17 protein-coding genes are annotated in these 13,380 nt (G+C 63.9%); 8 read left to right on the forward strand and 9 right to left on the reverse strand.

From position 1 onward, the window contains the following. Positions 1-3: 3 nt before the first annotated feature. From ACMT3I_RS08005 to ACMT3I_RS08015, 3 genes are read right to left on the reverse strand one after another with little or no spacing between them, the layout of a single operon-like run. Positions 4-411, reverse strand: coding sequence for a cupin domain-containing protein (locus tag ACMT3I_RS08005; RefSeq protein ID WP_414803940.1), 408 nt, complete (start codon positions 409-411; stop codon positions 4-6). Then, positions 408-1,892 carry an MFS transporter gene (locus tag ACMT3I_RS08010; protein WP_414803941.1) on the reverse strand — a complete coding sequence of 495 codons (1,485 nt, stop codon included), beginning with the start codon at positions 1,890-1,892 and terminating at the stop codon, positions 408-410. The genes ACMT3I_RS08005 and ACMT3I_RS08010 overlap by 4 nt, the downstream gene beginning before the upstream one ends. Further along, a complete protein-coding gene (locus ACMT3I_RS08015; RefSeq protein ID WP_414803942.1) occupies positions 1,892-2,929 on the reverse strand; it encodes an alcohol dehydrogenase catalytic domain-containing protein in 1,038 nt (345 codons plus the stop codon). The genes ACMT3I_RS08010 and ACMT3I_RS08015 overlap by 1 nt, the downstream gene beginning before the upstream one ends. Positions 2,930-3,070: 141 nt before the next feature. Between ACMT3I_RS08015 and ACMT3I_RS08020 the strand changes: the two genes are divergently transcribed. Further along, entirely contained in the window at positions 3,071-3,568 is a 498-nt protein-coding gene (locus ACMT3I_RS08020) for a DUF427 domain-containing protein (protein WP_414803943.1), read from the forward strand. A 53-nt stretch (positions 3,569-3,621) separates the two neighbouring features. Here the strand turns inward: ACMT3I_RS08020 and ACMT3I_RS08025 are convergent, their stop codons facing one another. Next, positions 3,622-4,224, reverse strand: a complete 603-nt coding sequence (locus ACMT3I_RS08025) for a DUF1349 domain-containing protein (RefSeq protein WP_414803944.1) — start codon at positions 4,222-4,224, stop codon at positions 3,622-3,624. A gap of 319 nt (positions 4,225-4,543) precedes the next feature. Here ACMT3I_RS08025 and ACMT3I_RS08030 point away from each other — a divergent pair, with 319 nt between their 5' ends. Continuing rightward, positions 4,544-6,754 carry an NADP-dependent isocitrate dehydrogenase gene (locus ACMT3I_RS08030; RefSeq protein ID WP_414803945.1) on the forward strand — a complete coding sequence of 737 codons (2,211 nt, stop codon included), beginning with the start codon at positions 4,544-4,546 and terminating at the stop codon, positions 6,752-6,754. A gap of 103 nt (positions 6,755-6,857) precedes the next feature. Beyond that, positions 6,858-7,049: a TetR/AcrR family transcriptional regulator C-terminal domain-containing protein gene (locus ACMT3I_RS08035; protein WP_414804039.1), complete on the forward strand. Its 192-nt coding sequence runs from the start codon at positions 6,858-6,860 to the stop codon at positions 7,047-7,049. A 31-nt stretch (positions 7,050-7,080) separates the two neighbouring features. On the opposite strand, the gene ACMT3I_RS08040 is transcribed toward ACMT3I_RS08035, so the two are convergent. Next, positions 7,081-7,398, reverse strand: coding sequence for a carboxymuconolactone decarboxylase family protein (locus tag ACMT3I_RS08040; protein WP_414803946.1), 318 nt, complete (start codon positions 7,396-7,398; stop codon positions 7,081-7,083). Between the two features lie 285 nt (positions 7,399-7,683). Here ACMT3I_RS08040 and ACMT3I_RS08045 point away from each other — a divergent pair, with 285 nt between their 5' ends. From ACMT3I_RS08045 to ACMT3I_RS08055, 3 genes are read left to right on the forward strand one after another with little or no spacing between them, the layout of a single operon-like run. Further along, on the forward strand, positions 7,684-8,478 hold the full coding sequence (locus tag ACMT3I_RS08045; RefSeq protein ID WP_414803947.1) for a potassium channel family protein: 795 nt from the start codon (positions 7,684-7,686) through the stop codon (positions 8,476-8,478). After that, complete coding sequence (locus tag ACMT3I_RS08050) at positions 8,475-8,672, forward strand: hypothetical protein (RefSeq protein WP_414803948.1); 198 nt, start codon at positions 8,475-8,477, stop codon at positions 8,670-8,672. The genes ACMT3I_RS08045 and ACMT3I_RS08050 overlap by 4 nt, the downstream gene beginning before the upstream one ends. Positions 8,673-8,697: 25 nt before the next feature. After that, the gene (locus tag ACMT3I_RS08055) at positions 8,698-8,997 is read left to right on the forward strand and encodes a DUF5652 family protein (protein WP_414803949.1); all 300 of its coding nucleotides are present in this window, start codon (positions 8,698-8,700) and stop codon (positions 8,995-8,997) included. A 22-nt stretch (positions 8,998-9,019) separates the two neighbouring features. Here ACMT3I_RS08055 and ACMT3I_RS08060 read toward each other — a convergent pair whose 3' ends face one another. Then, positions 9,020-9,466 (reverse strand): MarR family winged helix-turn-helix transcriptional regulator, encoded by a 447-nt coding sequence (locus ACMT3I_RS08060; protein WP_414803950.1) that lies wholly within the window; start codon positions 9,464-9,466, stop codon positions 9,020-9,022. A gap of 172 nt (positions 9,467-9,638) precedes the next feature. Between ACMT3I_RS08060 and ACMT3I_RS08065 the strand changes: the two genes are divergently transcribed. Both ACMT3I_RS08065 and ACMT3I_RS08070 read left to right on the forward strand, forming a co-directional pair. After that, positions 9,639-11,273: a DHA2 family efflux MFS transporter permease subunit gene (locus tag ACMT3I_RS08065; RefSeq protein WP_414803951.1), complete on the forward strand. Its 1,635-nt coding sequence runs from the start codon at positions 9,639-9,641 to the stop codon at positions 11,271-11,273. Between the two features lie 228 nt (positions 11,274-11,501). Then, the gene (locus tag ACMT3I_RS08070) at positions 11,502-11,870 is read left to right on the forward strand and encodes a DUF898 family protein (RefSeq protein WP_414803952.1); all 369 of its coding nucleotides are present in this window, start codon (positions 11,502-11,504) and stop codon (positions 11,868-11,870) included. 90 nt (positions 11,871-11,960) lie between these two features. On the opposite strand, the gene ACMT3I_RS08075 is transcribed toward ACMT3I_RS08070, so the two are convergent. From ACMT3I_RS08075 to ACMT3I_RS08085, 3 genes are all read right to left on the reverse strand, one after another. Then, positions 11,961-12,167: a hypothetical protein gene (locus ACMT3I_RS08075; protein ID WP_414803953.1), complete on the reverse strand. Its 207-nt coding sequence runs from the start codon at positions 12,165-12,167 to the stop codon at positions 11,961-11,963. 183 nt (positions 12,168-12,350) lie between these two features. After that, positions 12,351-12,788 carry a VOC family protein gene (locus tag ACMT3I_RS08080; protein ID WP_414803954.1) on the reverse strand — a complete coding sequence of 146 codons (438 nt, stop codon included), beginning with the start codon at positions 12,786-12,788 and terminating at the stop codon, positions 12,351-12,353. 74 nt (positions 12,789-12,862) lie between these two features. Next, the gene (locus ACMT3I_RS08085) at positions 12,863-13,360 is read right to left on the reverse strand and encodes a DUF1801 domain-containing protein (protein WP_414803955.1); all 498 of its coding nucleotides are present in this window, start codon (positions 13,358-13,360) and stop codon (positions 12,863-12,865) included. Positions 13,361-13,380 lie beyond the last annotated feature (20 nt).

Genomic DNA, 13,380 nt, shown 5'->3' on the forward strand with positions numbered 1-13,380 from the left:
CTCCTATCTGGTTGGGTATTCGTCGTCGCTGAGCTTGTCGCCCCACACGGTTTCCGGCTCGCTGCTGTCGAGCGGTGCCTCCCAGAGCGCGAGATGACACATGAAGTTGTCGGCGGTCGCACCGTGCCAGTGCCATTCCCCGGCCGGCGTGTAGACGGTGTCTCCTGGGTGCAGTTCGATCAGTTCCTCGCCACGAGATTGCACGTAGCCCCGCCCTTCGGTGACATGCAGCGTCTGGCCGACAGCGTGTGTGTGCCAGGCAGTGTGGGCGCCTGGCGTGAATCGCACGAGGTTGAGTCGGGCATGAGACGGCTCCTGGCCGGCGTAGTAGGAGTTGAAATAGACGTCACCGGTGAACCATTCCTGCGGTCCCTTGACCGTGGGTGTTACGGGCTGCTTTTTGGTGCTCATGAGGATTCTCCTTCTCCGGCGAGCGCCGGGCTGGGGTTGGACTGCCGTGTGCGGGCGCGCTCAGCAGGAACGATCAAGACAAGCGACACCACAAGACAGAGGCCAAGAAGCACGCTACCCGCGGTGAGCGCAGCCGACACCTGCTCGGTCATCTGGGTCGCGGCCGGGGCATCCGCTGTCGCGGTACCGGCGTTCGCCGAGACGGCCACCAGGATGCCAAGACCCAGCGACATGCCAATCTGATGGAAAGTGTTCACCAGCCCGGATGCGGCACCGGCATCGCGCGTAGACACTCCCGCGATGCCGGCAGACGTCAGCGGGGCGAAGACCAACCCCTGTCCGGCACCGACCACAACCATCGGCAGGGCCACCCCGAGAAGATAGTTGGCGTCGGGGGTGATGCGGCTCAGCCAGATCATGCCTATCAAGGTGAGTGCGATGCCCGTCACGAGCGGTGCTGCCTGGCCGACGCGTGCCACGATGCGCGGGATCAGCATCGCGACGGCGAAGTTCACGACGGTCATCGGCAGGAACCCGACCCCGGCCTGCAAGGGAGTGAACCCGAGTACGTTCTGCAGGTACTGCGTGGTGAAAAAGAAGAAACCGATCATCGCGCCCATGTAGAGCATCCGCCCCAGATAGCCTCCGGTTCGGAGCCGGCTGGCGAACAGCCGCAGGGGCAGAATCGGCTGCGCCACTCGTGACTCGTTGATGATCAACGCCACCAGCAACAGCAGGCCGATGATGCCGAAAACCAGGGTGAGAGGCGAGGTCCAGCTTGCTTCAGCAGCATGGATGATCGCGAAAACGATCGCCCCAACGCCGAGGGTGGCCGTGAGCGCACCGACGATGTCAAAGCGGCCCCTCACTCGGATCGTCTCTGGAAGAAAACGCGGGGCGAGCAGGATCATCGCGAGGCCGATCGGCACGTTGATGAAGAACCCCGCTCGCCAGGAGATGAGTTGGGCGAATGCCCCTCCGACGACCAGGCCGAGGCTCGCTCCGATCCCCGCGGTCGCGCCATAGAGCGCGATCGCGCGGGCCCGCTCCCGGCCGGCGGGGAACGTTGCGGTGATCAGCGAGAGTGAGGTGGGGGCAACGATGGCCGCGCCGATTCCCTGCAGGGCGCGGGCGCCGATGAGCCACCACGCCGAATCGGCCAAGCCGACGAGCAGGGATGCAACGGAGAAGATGATGAGCCCGGCCACGAACACGGTTCTGCGGCCGAGGAGGTCTCCGGCGCGGGCGCCGAGCAGCAGCAGGCCGCCGAACACGAGCGTGTAAGCATCCTGCACCCATGACAGCTCTCCCTGGCTCAAGCCGAGATCGGCTTCGAGGCTGGGCAGCGCGGTGAAGATCACCGAGTTGTCCAGCAGGATCATGAAGTAGCTGAGCAGGATGATCGCGAGGATCGCGCCCTTATGGCGGGCGACGCCGGCACCCTGTCCTGCGCCCTGTTGGATGGCCTGCTGCGTCGTCATCAGAAGCTCACAAGCACCTTGAGGGCTTCGCGCTCATCCATCGCACGGTAGCCGGCCGGCACGTCGTCGATCCCGACGGTGCGGTCGAAAACCTTGCCAGGGTTGAGGCGACCGTCAAGCACGTCACGGAGGGCGTCTTCCATGTACGCGCGCACCGGGGCGGGGCCGCCGGTGAGGGTCACGTTCTTGCCGAACAGGGAGCCGAACCCGATGGGGGCCTCTTCGTACTGCGGCACCCCGACGCGGGAGATCACTCCGCCGGGGCGGACCACACCGTAGGCCTGCTCGTACGCCGGCATGTGACCGACAGCCTCGAGCACGATGTGGCTGCCTTCGCCATTGGTGAGGTCTCTGACCTTGGCGATGCCTTCTTCGCCGCGCTCGGCGACGACATCCGTTGCCCCGAACTCAATGCCGAGGTCAGTGCGGGACTGGTGGCGGCCCATCAGGATGATGCGTTCAGCGCCGAGCTGGCGGGATGCCAGGACAGCGGAGAGCCCTACGGCGCCGTCGCCGATCACCGTCACCGTTTTACCGGCTTCAACACGGCCCATGTGGGCTGCGTGATAACCGGTAAGGTACACATCGGAAAGTGCCAGCAGCGACGGATACAGCGCTTCGTCAACAGGGCCGGGCACCTTCACCAGTGAGCCGTCTGCCTGAGATACCCTGACCGCTTCGGCCTGGCCACCACCGATGCCGTTGCTGCCGTACCAGCCGCCGTGGATGCAGGAGGTCTGCAGGCCTTCGCGGCAGAATACGCAGGTGTTGTCCTGGAAGGCGAAGGGCGCGATCACGAAGTCGCCCTTCTCCAGCGTTGACACGTCGGAGCCGATCTCTTCGACGACACCGATGAACTCGTGGCCCATCGGGATGCCGCCGGTGCTGTTTGGCATGCTGTGGAACGGATGCAGGTCGGAGCCGCAGATGCAGGCGCGCGTCACGCGCACAATCGCATCGGTGGGCTGCTGGATGACGGGGTCGGCAACGCTCTCAACGCGAACATCGCCGGCGCCATACATGAAGGTGGCTTTCATAAAATCCTCTGTGTCGGATGTCTCGGGGCGGCGGTGTCATCCGCTCCCCTATCCGTCAGACGTGCTTCTGGGATTCGGCGGGAGTCACTGTCGTATCAGGTACTCGCAGACCCTCCCAGAATCCGCGGCTAGCCTGAGGCCATGAATCCGCCACGTATGAAGCACAGCAGGATCGAGCCAGGGCCGGGACAGGAATCCGTCTGGGACTACCCCCGGCCGCCGCGCGTCGAACGGGTGAACCAGCGGGTCACGATTGATGTCGACGGCCAGCGCGTTGTCGACACGAGCGACGTTGTGCGCGTTCTCGAGACGAGCCATCCGCCGGTCTACTACCTGCCGCGCAGTGCATTTGCGCCTGGCGTGCTGCAGCCGGCACCAGGGCAGACGTTCTGCGAGTTCAAGGGCGAGGCGCACTATCTCTCCGTGGGCAGCGTCGACGGCGCTGCGTGGTTCTATCCGAAGCCGACACCGGGGTACGAGCACCTCGCTGACCGGGTCGCGGTGTACCCGGGTGCCATGGACCGTTGCACCGTGGACGGCGAAACAGTCACGGCCCAGGAAGGCGACTTCTATGGAGGCTGGATCACCTCGCGGATCGTTGGCCCGTTCAAAGGGGCAGCCGGAACGTGGGGCTGGTGAATCGCCAACGCGACATCACTGACCGGCGCTGACGCACCAGGCCCTGAGCTGAACTAGCTTCCGTCGCGGAAATCCGCCACGATCTGTTCCGACAACGTCACGTGGTCAAACGTGGCGATGCAGCGATCGCCGAATGGGGCCTGGGCGAGGAATCCCACCGAGAATGGGTTGTCACTCGTGAGCCGGAACAGCCGCACAAAGCGCCAGGTTTCGCCGTCGGCGGAGTCGTGGAAGACCCACCCGTCCCCGGTCCGCGTCACCCGCAGGTAGGCGGAATCCGCTGCCACAACGGATGAATTGCAGTCGTCGGAGTATCCGTTTGTGACGACGCTGACGATCATCCGCTCGCCCTGTGGGGAGTACTCGAAGCAGAGCTTTGCCCAGTGGTCGGCATCCGCCCAGATGGCGAGGGCGCCGGCATCGAACGTGGTGCGTTCGTGGTCGATGGTCACGCGTGCGGAGAGGGCGAATTGGGCCGGTGCGTCGAACGCGAGCGCCGTTGCCCGGTGCTGCCCTTCGCCACCCAACGCATCATTCGACCAGTCAACGCCCGCGGCGGCCGTCAGTTCGATCGCGCCGCTTTCGGTGTCGAGCGTCGCGATTCCTGGTTCGCCAGTCCAGGTCAAGGGCGGCAGAAAGGGATGAAAAGTGTTCACCGCGTGATACTACCGAGAGGCGGCCGCGTGACCTGGGTTTTCGCGCTGGCGTGTACACCGCGAACGTTCGCCCGAGGCCTCCACGTCAGGACGGCGCCGGCAGCGGAGGGTGGCCACAGCCCTGGGTGCCCCGCTTACGGTGAGCGCCTTGAGGATTTCGGCCTCAAGGGTGTCGCTCACGCGTAGTCCTCAAACTGCCACGTGAAGTGGCGCTCGCCGAGGCATAATCCCCAGCCCGTCGCCACCCCTTCCCGCCAACCCCTGTTATCTTGATATCGAGACAAGTTCGCCACACGCAACGCCAAGGAGCTGCCCCACGATGGCCAAAATCATCTACACGTACACCGACGAGGCGCCAATGCTGGCGACACACTCGTTCTTCCCCGTTATCAGCGCGTTCGCGGGCACCGCTGGTGTCGAGCTTGAGACGCGCGATATCTCCCTCGCCGCTCGCATCCTTGCTGCGTTCCCCGAGTTCCTGAGCGAGGAGCAGCGGGTCAGCGACGCGCTCGCCGAGCTCGGCGCCCTCGCCACCACACCTGAGGCAAACATCATCAAGCTGCCGAACGTCTCGGCATCTGAGCCGCAGCTCAAGGCCGCCATCGCGGAGCTCCAGGCCAAGGGCTACGGCCTGCCGGACCACCCCGATGACCCGCAGACCGACGCCGAGAAGGACATCCGCTCCCGCTACGACAAGATCAAGGGATCAGCGGTGAACCCGGTTCTCCGCGAGGGTAACTCTGATCGCCGCGCACCGGCATCCGTCAAGGCGTACGCGCGCAAGCACCCGCACCGCATGGGTGCGTGGACCACGGACTCGAAGACCAACGTTGCCACCATGGGCCACGACGACTTCTTCTCCAACGAGAAGTCGGTCATCATCGACGCGGACGACGTTCTCCGTATTGAGCACGTGAACACGGCTGGCGAGGTCACCACGCTGCGCCCCGGCCTGAAGGTTCTGGCCGGGGAGGTCATCGACGCAACCTTCCTTGACGTCGCGAAGCTGCACGAGTTCCTCGCAGAAGCCATCAAGCGCGCCAAGGATGAAGACGTCCTGTTCTCCGTGCACCTGAAGGCAACGATGATGAAGGTCTCAGACCCGATCATCTTCGGCCACGTCGTGCGCGCCTTCTTCCCCACCGTGTTCGAGACGTACGGCGCAGACCTCGAGGCCGCCGGTCTCAACCCCAACAACGGCCTGGGCGGCATCCTCGACGGTCTTGACGCCCTGGAAAACGGCGCAGAGATCCGTGCCGCGTTCGAACAGGGCCTGAAAGACGGCCCTCGCCTCGCCATGGTGAACTCCGACAAGGGAATCACAAACCTGCACGTGCCGAGCGATGTGATCGTCGACGCATCGATGCCAGCCATGATCCGCGCCTCTGGCCACATGTGGGGAGCGGATGGCGCAGAGCACGACACCATCGCGGTCATCCCCGACTCAAGCTACGCCGGCATCTACCAGGCCGTGATTGAGGACTGCCGCGCGAACGGCGCATATGACCCGACCACGATGGGCACTGTCCCCAACGTCGGCCTCATGGCCCAGAAGGCCGAAGAGTATGGCTCGCACGACAAGACGTTCGAGATCGCGGAGGCCGGTACCGTCCGCGTCGTGAACTCGGCCGGCGACGCTCTCATGGAGCACACCGTGCAGGCCGGCGACATCTGGCGCGCCTGCCAGACCAAGGATGTCGCCATCCGCGACTGGGTGAAGCTCGCGGTCAACCGCGCCCGCGCCACCGGGACGACGACTGTGTTCTGGCTCGACGAGCACCGCGCCCACGACGCCAACCTCATCGCGAAGGTCAACGAGTACCTGCCAGAGCACGACACCACCGGCCTCGACATCCGGGTGCTCGCACCCGCAGAGGCAACCACGCTGTCGGTCGAGCGCATCCGTCGCGGCGAAGACACCATCTCGGTGACGGGCAACGTGCTGCGCGATTACAACACCGACCTGTTCCCGATCCTGGAGGTCGGCACGAGCGCCAAGATGTTGTCAATCGTGCCGCTGCTGAACGGCGGCGGTCTCTTCGAGACCGGTGCAGGCGGCTCAGCCCCGAAGCACGTACAGCAGCTCGTTGAAGAGAACTACCTGCGCTGGGACAGCCTCGGCGAGTTCCTCGCACTGTCAGCAAGCCTCGAGCACTTCGCCGACGCGAACAACAACGAGAAGGCACGCGTGCTCGGCGCGACCCTCGACCGCGCCACCGGCACCTTCCTGCTCGAGAACAAGTCGCCCGGCCGTGCTCTCGGCACGATCGACAACCGCGGCTCGCACTACTTCCTCAGCCGCTACTGGGCAGAGGAGCTGGCGAAGCAGACGGATGACGCCGAGCTGGCCGCCGCATTCGCGCCACTGGCTGCGACGCTGCGCGAGAACGAGCAGAAGATCGTCGACGAACTGATCGCCGTGCAGGGATCGCCCGTCGACATCGGCGGCTACTACAAGGTCGACGAGACGAAGACAGACGCGATCATGCGTCCGTCGACGACGTTCGCCGAGGCCCTCGCCTCGCTGTAACACGACAGATACGAGGGGCCCGAACGGTTTACGCCGTTCGGGCCCCTCGTTTTTTTCTTGCGTCCGCTGCGATTGCCGCGGATGCGATCAGAGGACGGAGGCCATTGCCGAGTCAGGGCTGAGTTCCACGGACAGGATGGCGAATCAGGAGGATGCCGTGCATACCGCGGTGGTGACCGAGGAATTCCCGACCTTCGAGCGCGTCGATGCGACTGAATTCCACGTCAACCTGAACGAGCTTTTCGAGTTCGGCCTGCAGCGGCTGCTCGACGGGCTGTCCCTGATGATCGAGTAGATCCGCGGGCAACGTCGAGCAACCAGGGCGGCTAGACCTCGTCGTATTCCGCCTCGACCACGTCGATCACGATGTCGAATGCGTCGGCGATGCTCCCCGCCGCTGACACGACGCGCGCTGTGCCGACGACGGGGGCAACTGCGATCAGTACGCCTTGCACGTCCTCCAGCGTCACACCTGCATCGGAAGCCGTTCCGAGGTTCAGGAGATAGGAGGCTCCGGGTGCGCCGACTGCGATGAGCGCCGCCAGGCGGGCAATCATGTGCTCGCGCGCCTCCAGGGTGCCTTCTTCCACGGACACTGCAGTGATCGCTGCGAGGGTGTCGAGTACAGGGGTGTTCTCAGCCATGACGAATCTTCTCTCCGTGGACACACGCGACCCGCCACCGACGATGGCGGCCGGTGCCCAACGACCTGAGTGTGGCCCCCGAACCATGAGCGGGCAATGCGTGATCCCGCACAGGCCTGGTCAGCAGAGTGCCGATGAGCGGATGCCGCGCACGAGCTGGCGAGCGCACAAATGTGTTGCCAACCACGGTCGGCAGGATAAGGCTGACGGTGGCGTTCGACAGGCCAGCCCGCCCCTGCCGCTTCCACTGCGCGAGCCAAGAGCGAACCACGGCTTGGAGGTGAGATGGTGGCAACCAACGCTGAGAATTCGCCCCGACGGCGGCGTTGGGAGAATACGACCCAGACTCCGCTGCTAATTGGGTCGGCGTTGTTTCTGTTCGCCTATTCCGTGCTGATCCTCGTGCCGCAGCTGGGCACGGTGTGGCGCGTAGCCGTGATTCTCACGCTCAGCGTGGTGTGGGCCGCTTTCATTGTTGATCTCATTGTGCGTGTGGCCCTCACGGCGCCCGGCCACCGGTTTGAGTTCATGCGCACACACCCTGCAGAAACGGCTTCGGCGGTGATCCCGTGGGTGCGGCCATTCCAGCTACTGAGACATCTGTCGCGCATCCCGTGGTTTAGCAATGCCAGCGGCGGATCGATCCGCGGAAGAGTTGTCGTCACAGCCCTGGCCTACACGGCGCTGTTCGTCTACGTGATCTCGCTCGGTGTGCTTGCCGCTGAGCGCGGCGCCCCCGGTGCAACAATCCTCACGTTCGGGGAGGCGACATGGTGGGCAGTCGTGACCGTGGCCACGGTTGGTTACGGTGACTTCACTCCCGTCACCGTGGTCGGCAGGATCCTGGCGGTGGTGCTGATGGCGGGCGGCCTCGCAATTATCGGCACGGCGAGCGCCACCATCGTGTCGTACCTGAACGAACGCATCAAGCACGCGCACGAGCAGCACGACGCTGAGCAGCACATCAATGATTCGCACGCCGCTGACGCGCACGTAGACGCGCATGCCACCGATACGCACGTCACCGACGAGGCGAATCGCCCACCCTCGCCTCCGGCCGAGCCCGACCGGGAGGCGTGACGACCAGATCGACGACGGCGGCATCCGCTCACCGGCATCCGCTCTCCGGCACCGGCACCGGCACCGGCACCGGCACCGGCACCGGCACCGGCGAGAATCGCCCGTTCCACCGAGCGTCGCCGCTACAACAGCGACTCTCGGCACATTCGGCGACTCTCGACGGATGCCACGGCACGACTTCGGCGGTAGGTTGACCACATCCGACCGATTGGATTTCCGATGACAACCCACTCGAAATCGCACAAGCGGCACCCCGCACCAGCCCCCACCGTACGTGCCGCCGTGGGCCTCGCCGTGGTGTGGACCCTGGCCTGGAAGTCTGCCTCGCTGTGGCGCGCTGCGAAGAACGACAGCAAGCCGTGGTTCGGCGTGCTCCTCGTCACCAACACGCTGGGCCTCCTCGACGCCATCTACCTGTTTGGCGTCAACGGCGGGCGCCGACGTGAGGCACGTACTGAGCGAGAAATTCTCGCCGATACCGGCGAGCCGCCGCAGCTCGCAGACACGTACGAGATCTGACCGCGGCCCGCCAGCGTCGCCCTCAGACGCGATCGGCAGCCGAAAGATCCTGCATATAGGCGTCCATCGTGGACCGCAGGTCGCCCAAGAACGCTTCAAATTGCTGCAGCAGTTCATCGGGATACGCGTTCATCATCGCATCCACGTGACCCTGCAGCGGTTCGAAGAACGCGCCCGCGATTTTCTGCACGTCGGGGGTGGAGTGAAGGGTAACGACGCGCCTGTCCGAGTGCACCCGACTGCGCTCAATGTGCCCGGCTTCCTCCAGCCGGTTCAACAGTGAGGACGTCGCGCCAGACGTCAGTCCGATTCTCTCGCTCAACCGTGCGGGAGAGAGCGACTCACCGCGCTCTTCTGCATCAAGAATCGCAAGCAGGGCGGACGCATCCGTTGAGTGCAGTCCCAGGCTCGCAGCGAACCGTCTGCTGAGCTCGACGGACACCGCCTCGTACCCACGAAGTCCGTCCATCAGTCTTTCACGATGGCGTTGTGTGTCCGGTGCAGTCTCGTCATGCAGATCGTGGCCCACTCGGCTTCCTCCGTGGTTCCTCCAGCGAATACGACATTTGACAAGCTATCAGATAGCAAAGTATCTTCACCGTGTAACTATTTAAGCATGAAGGTATTCCGGAGGTTCTTGGATGTCACCACTATCGGTAACTGCCCGTCGTTGGTTGGGCTTGATCGCGATCGCGCTGGGCGTGGCGTTGATCGTCGTGGATACCACGATCGTGAATGTGATCACCCCGTCGGTGATCGAAGACATCGGCATCGACTCGACTCAGGCGCAATGGATCCAGGAGTCCTATGCGATCATTTTCGCCGCCCTGCTCCTGCTCGTCGGGCGCGTTTCTGACCTCCTGGGAGCACGCACCGTGTTCATCTCGGGTGTCGTCGCGTTTGGCCTCACCAGCCTGCTGGCCGGTTTGGCGCCCAATGGCGAGGTCCTGATCCTCGCTCGATTCCTGCAGGGTGCTGCGGCCGCGCTGATCCTGCCGACCTCGCTCGCACTGTTGAACCGGATGTTCACGGGCAAGGCACGCGGTCAGGCCTTCGCGATCTGGGGTTCCACCATCGGTGCGGCAACAGCTCTCGGACCGGTCATCGGCGGATGGCTCTCCGAGCACCTCTCCTGGCGCTGGGCGTTCGGCATCAACATCCCGCTCACCATCGTGATCCTCATCCTGTCGGCGTTCTTCTTGGTTCCCACGCCTCGCAAGCAGGGCCGCGTCGACGTGTTCAGTGCGATCATGTCGGTACTCGGGCTCGGGCATCTCGCCTTCGGACTGATCGAGGGCCGCACCTACGGCTGGATTCTCAGCGAGCGTGCCTTCGAGCTTCCCGGCTTCACCTGGGACTCTGGCTTGTCGCCAGCGTTCGTTGCCCTCGTGCTCTCGGTGCTTTTCATGGCCGTGTTCGTGTGGCGTCAGATCGTGTCGAGCCGCTCCAGCAACACGCGTGAGCCATTCATGAATACGAAGCTGTTCTCCATCGCTTCGTTCCGCAACGGCAACATCGCAACCACGATCATCGGGCTGGGCGAATACGGAATCATCGCGGTCATTCCGCTGTGGCTCGTCTTCACCATGAACTACACCGCGCTTGAAGCCGGCCTCGCTCTCGTTCCGATCGCCATCGGAAGCTTTGTCGCCAGCGGCATCAGCTTCCCGCTGATGGCGAAGATCTCGCCACTCGGTTTGGTGCGCATCGGGCTGGTGCTCGAAGGTGTCGGTCTCGCCGGTCTCGGTGTCGTGGCCGCAGTCACGGATGCCGAGTGGTGGCTCATCTCGCTCGTTCTGTTCTTCTACGGTGTCGGGGTCGGCTTCGCTACCTCCCAGGTCACGAACGTTGTGCTGGCAGATGTGCCTGAAGACGAAGACGGCCAGAGCTCTGGCATCCAGAGCACCTTCCGCCAGCTCGGTTCCGCACTGGGTATCGCCGCTCTCACCACGGTGTTCTTCTCCACGCTGAGTTCGAACCTGCGCGAGCGACTCACCAATGCCGGACTTCCCGCCGATCAGGTGGCCTCGTTCGGTGATGCCGTCACCGACAGCGCGGGTGCCGCCATCGAACCGCTCGCAGCCAACCCTGCGACGGCCTTTGTAGCGGATGCGGCGCGTGAGGCCATGACTCACGGCCTGGCCCTGGGTTCGTTCCTCGCTGCGGGATTCCTGGTTCTCGGAGTGATCGCGACAGCGCTCATTCCCAACACGCAGAAAACCCGGCCAGAGGTGACGGAAACACCGGAAGACTCACAGACGGCAACTCGCTCGTAGCCCGGGCGGACGGGCCGGGGCGCAGAAGCGGATGCGACCTCGGCCGCTCTCGGCACCTCTTCGGAGTGCGGCTGTACCAACCTGTCGACTCCGCACACCCGAGAGCATCCGACGTCTCCCGAACTGGGGTCGTCAGCTGCGGGTCAGGGTCCCTGGGATTCGTGGGGGCCTCCACTAGCCTTCAACAGTTCCACCCTGACCGCACCCTCGATAGACAGGACCACCCCTTTGGCTAAACAGTCTCGATTCACGTTCGACGGCGGTGCAGGTACCTACCTTGGCACCGCAATCCTCGGTGCACTGATCACGATGGTTACGCTCGGCATCTGCTATCCGTTCGCGCTTGTCCTGACCGAGCGCTGGCGCGCCAAGCACACCTTTATCGATGGACAGCAGCTGGTTTTCACCGGCTCTGCAACGGGGCTATTCGGCCACTGGATCAAGTGGTTTCTGCTGTCCGTAATCACGATTGGCATTTACCTGTTCTGGGTTGGTCCGAAGCTCCAGCAGTGGAAGACGGTAAACACGGAGTTCGCTAAGCCAGTCGCACCATTGCAGTCGTGGGAACCCGGAGTGGCGCAGCCAGCTCTCGTCTGATCAAAGGCCCCATAAAGCTGCCCCGCCACCGTCCTGGTGATGGGGCAGCTCGCGTTTTAGCGGACTACCCGTTCAGGGCGCGGCTACTCGCTAGCCGATGTGAAATCCATCCTCATCGGTGTACATCACGTCGACCGGACGCTGGGTAATCTGACGACAAATCTGCCAGTAGTTGTCGATCCAGATCGGCGAGTCCGGATCCGTGACCTCCTCGAGTATTACGAGGAGCTCCGACTTCGTGAAGTGCTGGTGACCAGCAGGAAGCCGGTTCTTCAGCGGCCAAGGGTGTTCGACCATGATGTGGTCCTTCCGGTACAACTCCCGCCCGGGGGGGCAAGGTTGATTCGGAGGCCACGTCATACAGCGAGCATAACGATTGCGGCCACCGGGGCCGGCTCCTCCGGAGACAATCGCATCGCCCAGCAGAAGATCATCGGTACGAGCCGGCACGAACGCGGCAAATGTGGGCCAACTTAAGTGTCAGCCTTTGGTCAGTTCCTGGGCCAGCATCACAATGATTCCGCTAGGGCCGCGGACGTACGTCAGCTTGTAGACATCCTGATAGGTCGCCACGCCGCGCAATGGATAGCATCCGTGGTTCGCGGCTATCTCAAGAGCCGTGTCGATGTCGTCGACCGAGAAAGCGATGCGGTGCATGCCGATGTCGTTGGGGCGAGTGGGCTCCGACTCGATCGCTTCCGGATGGATGTACTCGAAGAGCTCAATGCGACCGCGACCGTCTGGGGTCTGGAGCATCGCGATGTTGGCGTGGTTGCCATCCAGCCCGACGGCGGTGTCGGTCCACTCGCCGCTGACCGTGTCACGGCCGACGACCGTGAGGCCGAGGTCGGTGAAGAAGGCGATTGTTGCTTCGAGGTCGCGCACGGCGATGCCGACGTTCTCCAGTTTGATGGTCATGCGCTGAAAGCTACCAAGGCGCATCTCTCAAATCCAGTGGTGAGGTGCCGATGCGGCTGCCGCATCCTCGGCGGTCACTTGTGCTTCTTACCCCCGACACCCGGCACGGATGCGACCTGTGTCATCCATGCCGCGATCTGGTCTTCGTCGATGTCTCTCACCGACTCGAGTTCCACGCCCCGCGTCGACTTGCCCATCCCTACCGGTGTCACCGGCGGTACCGGTTTGAGGTCCGCACCATTGATGAACATGAGCTTGACGTGGCCGGCGAATCCGCCGCTGCTGAAGCACCATCCGTCGCCGACGCCGTAGTACGCCATGCCCCACTTCACAGAGCGCTGGAGACCCGGCAGCGTCTTAGCCGCGAGCGCATCGACGGCTTCGGCGATGCCGCGCTGCGGCTGCGGCAGGCTGGCGATGTAGGCGAAGACCGGTTTGTCGCCGACTGCCGCTTTCGCGGGGCTTGCCCTGCCGGTCATGGCGTCCGGCAGCGTCCAGGCGGCATCGCCGTGTGCCTCCGTGCCGGTGCCCGGTTTTTGGACGTCGCTCTTACCGTTCTCGGTGCTGTCCATGGCGAGATTTTACTCCCGAC

It is taken from the genome of Leifsonia sp. A12D58 (assembly GCF_047530025.1).
GTDB lineage: Bacteria > Actinomycetota > Actinomycetes > Actinomycetales > Microbacteriaceae > Cryobacterium.

What these genes read in the sequence shown, in the direction of transcription:
- ACMT3I_RS08010 (WP_414803941.1), bottom strand. Translation starts at nt 1,892, where the DNA reads ATGACGACGCAGCAGGCCATCCAACAGGGCGCAGGACAGGGTGCCGGC.
- ACMT3I_RS08080 (WP_414803954.1), bottom strand. Translation starts at nt 12,788, where the DNA reads ATGACCATCAAACTGGAGAACGTCGGCATCGCCGTGCGCGACCTCGAA.
- ACMT3I_RS08030 (WP_414803945.1), top strand. Translation starts at nt 4,544, where the DNA reads ATGGCCAAAATCATCTACACGTACACCGACGAGGCGCCAATGCTGGCG.
- ACMT3I_RS08020 (WP_414803943.1), top strand. Translation starts at nt 3,071, where the DNA reads ATGAATCCGCCACGTATGAAGCACAGCAGGATCGAGCCAGGGCCGGGA.
- ACMT3I_RS08065 (WP_414803951.1), top strand. Translation starts at nt 9,639, where the DNA reads ATGTCACCACTATCGGTAACTGCCCGTCGTTGGTTGGGCTTGATCGCG.
- ACMT3I_RS08005 (WP_414803940.1), bottom strand. Translation starts at nt 411, where the DNA reads ATGAGCACCAAAAAGCAGCCCGTAACACCCACGGTCAAGGGACCGCAG.
- ACMT3I_RS08085 (WP_414803955.1), bottom strand. Translation starts at nt 13,360, where the DNA reads ATGGACAGCACCGAGAACGGTAAGAGCGACGTCCAAAAACCGGGCACC.
- ACMT3I_RS08060 (WP_414803950.1), bottom strand. Translation starts at nt 9,466, where the DNA reads ATGGACGGACTTCGTGGGTACGAGGCGGTGTCCGTCGAGCTCAGCAGA.
- ACMT3I_RS08075 (WP_414803953.1), bottom strand. Translation starts at nt 12,167, where the DNA reads ATGGTCGAACACCCTTGGCCGCTGAAGAACCGGCTTCCTGCTGGTCAC.
- ACMT3I_RS08040 (WP_414803946.1), bottom strand. Translation starts at nt 7,398, where the DNA reads ATGGCTGAGAACACCCCTGTACTCGACACCCTCGCAGCGATCACTGCA.
- ACMT3I_RS08015 (WP_414803942.1), bottom strand. Translation starts at nt 2,929, where the DNA reads ATGAAAGCCACCTTCATGTATGGCGCCGGCGATGTTCGCGTTGAGAGC.
- ACMT3I_RS08045 (WP_414803947.1), top strand. Translation starts at nt 7,684, where the DNA reads ATGGTGGCAACCAACGCTGAGAATTCGCCCCGACGGCGGCGTTGGGAG.
- ACMT3I_RS08055 (WP_414803949.1), top strand. Translation starts at nt 8,698, where the DNA reads ATGACAACCCACTCGAAATCGCACAAGCGGCACCCCGCACCAGCCCCC.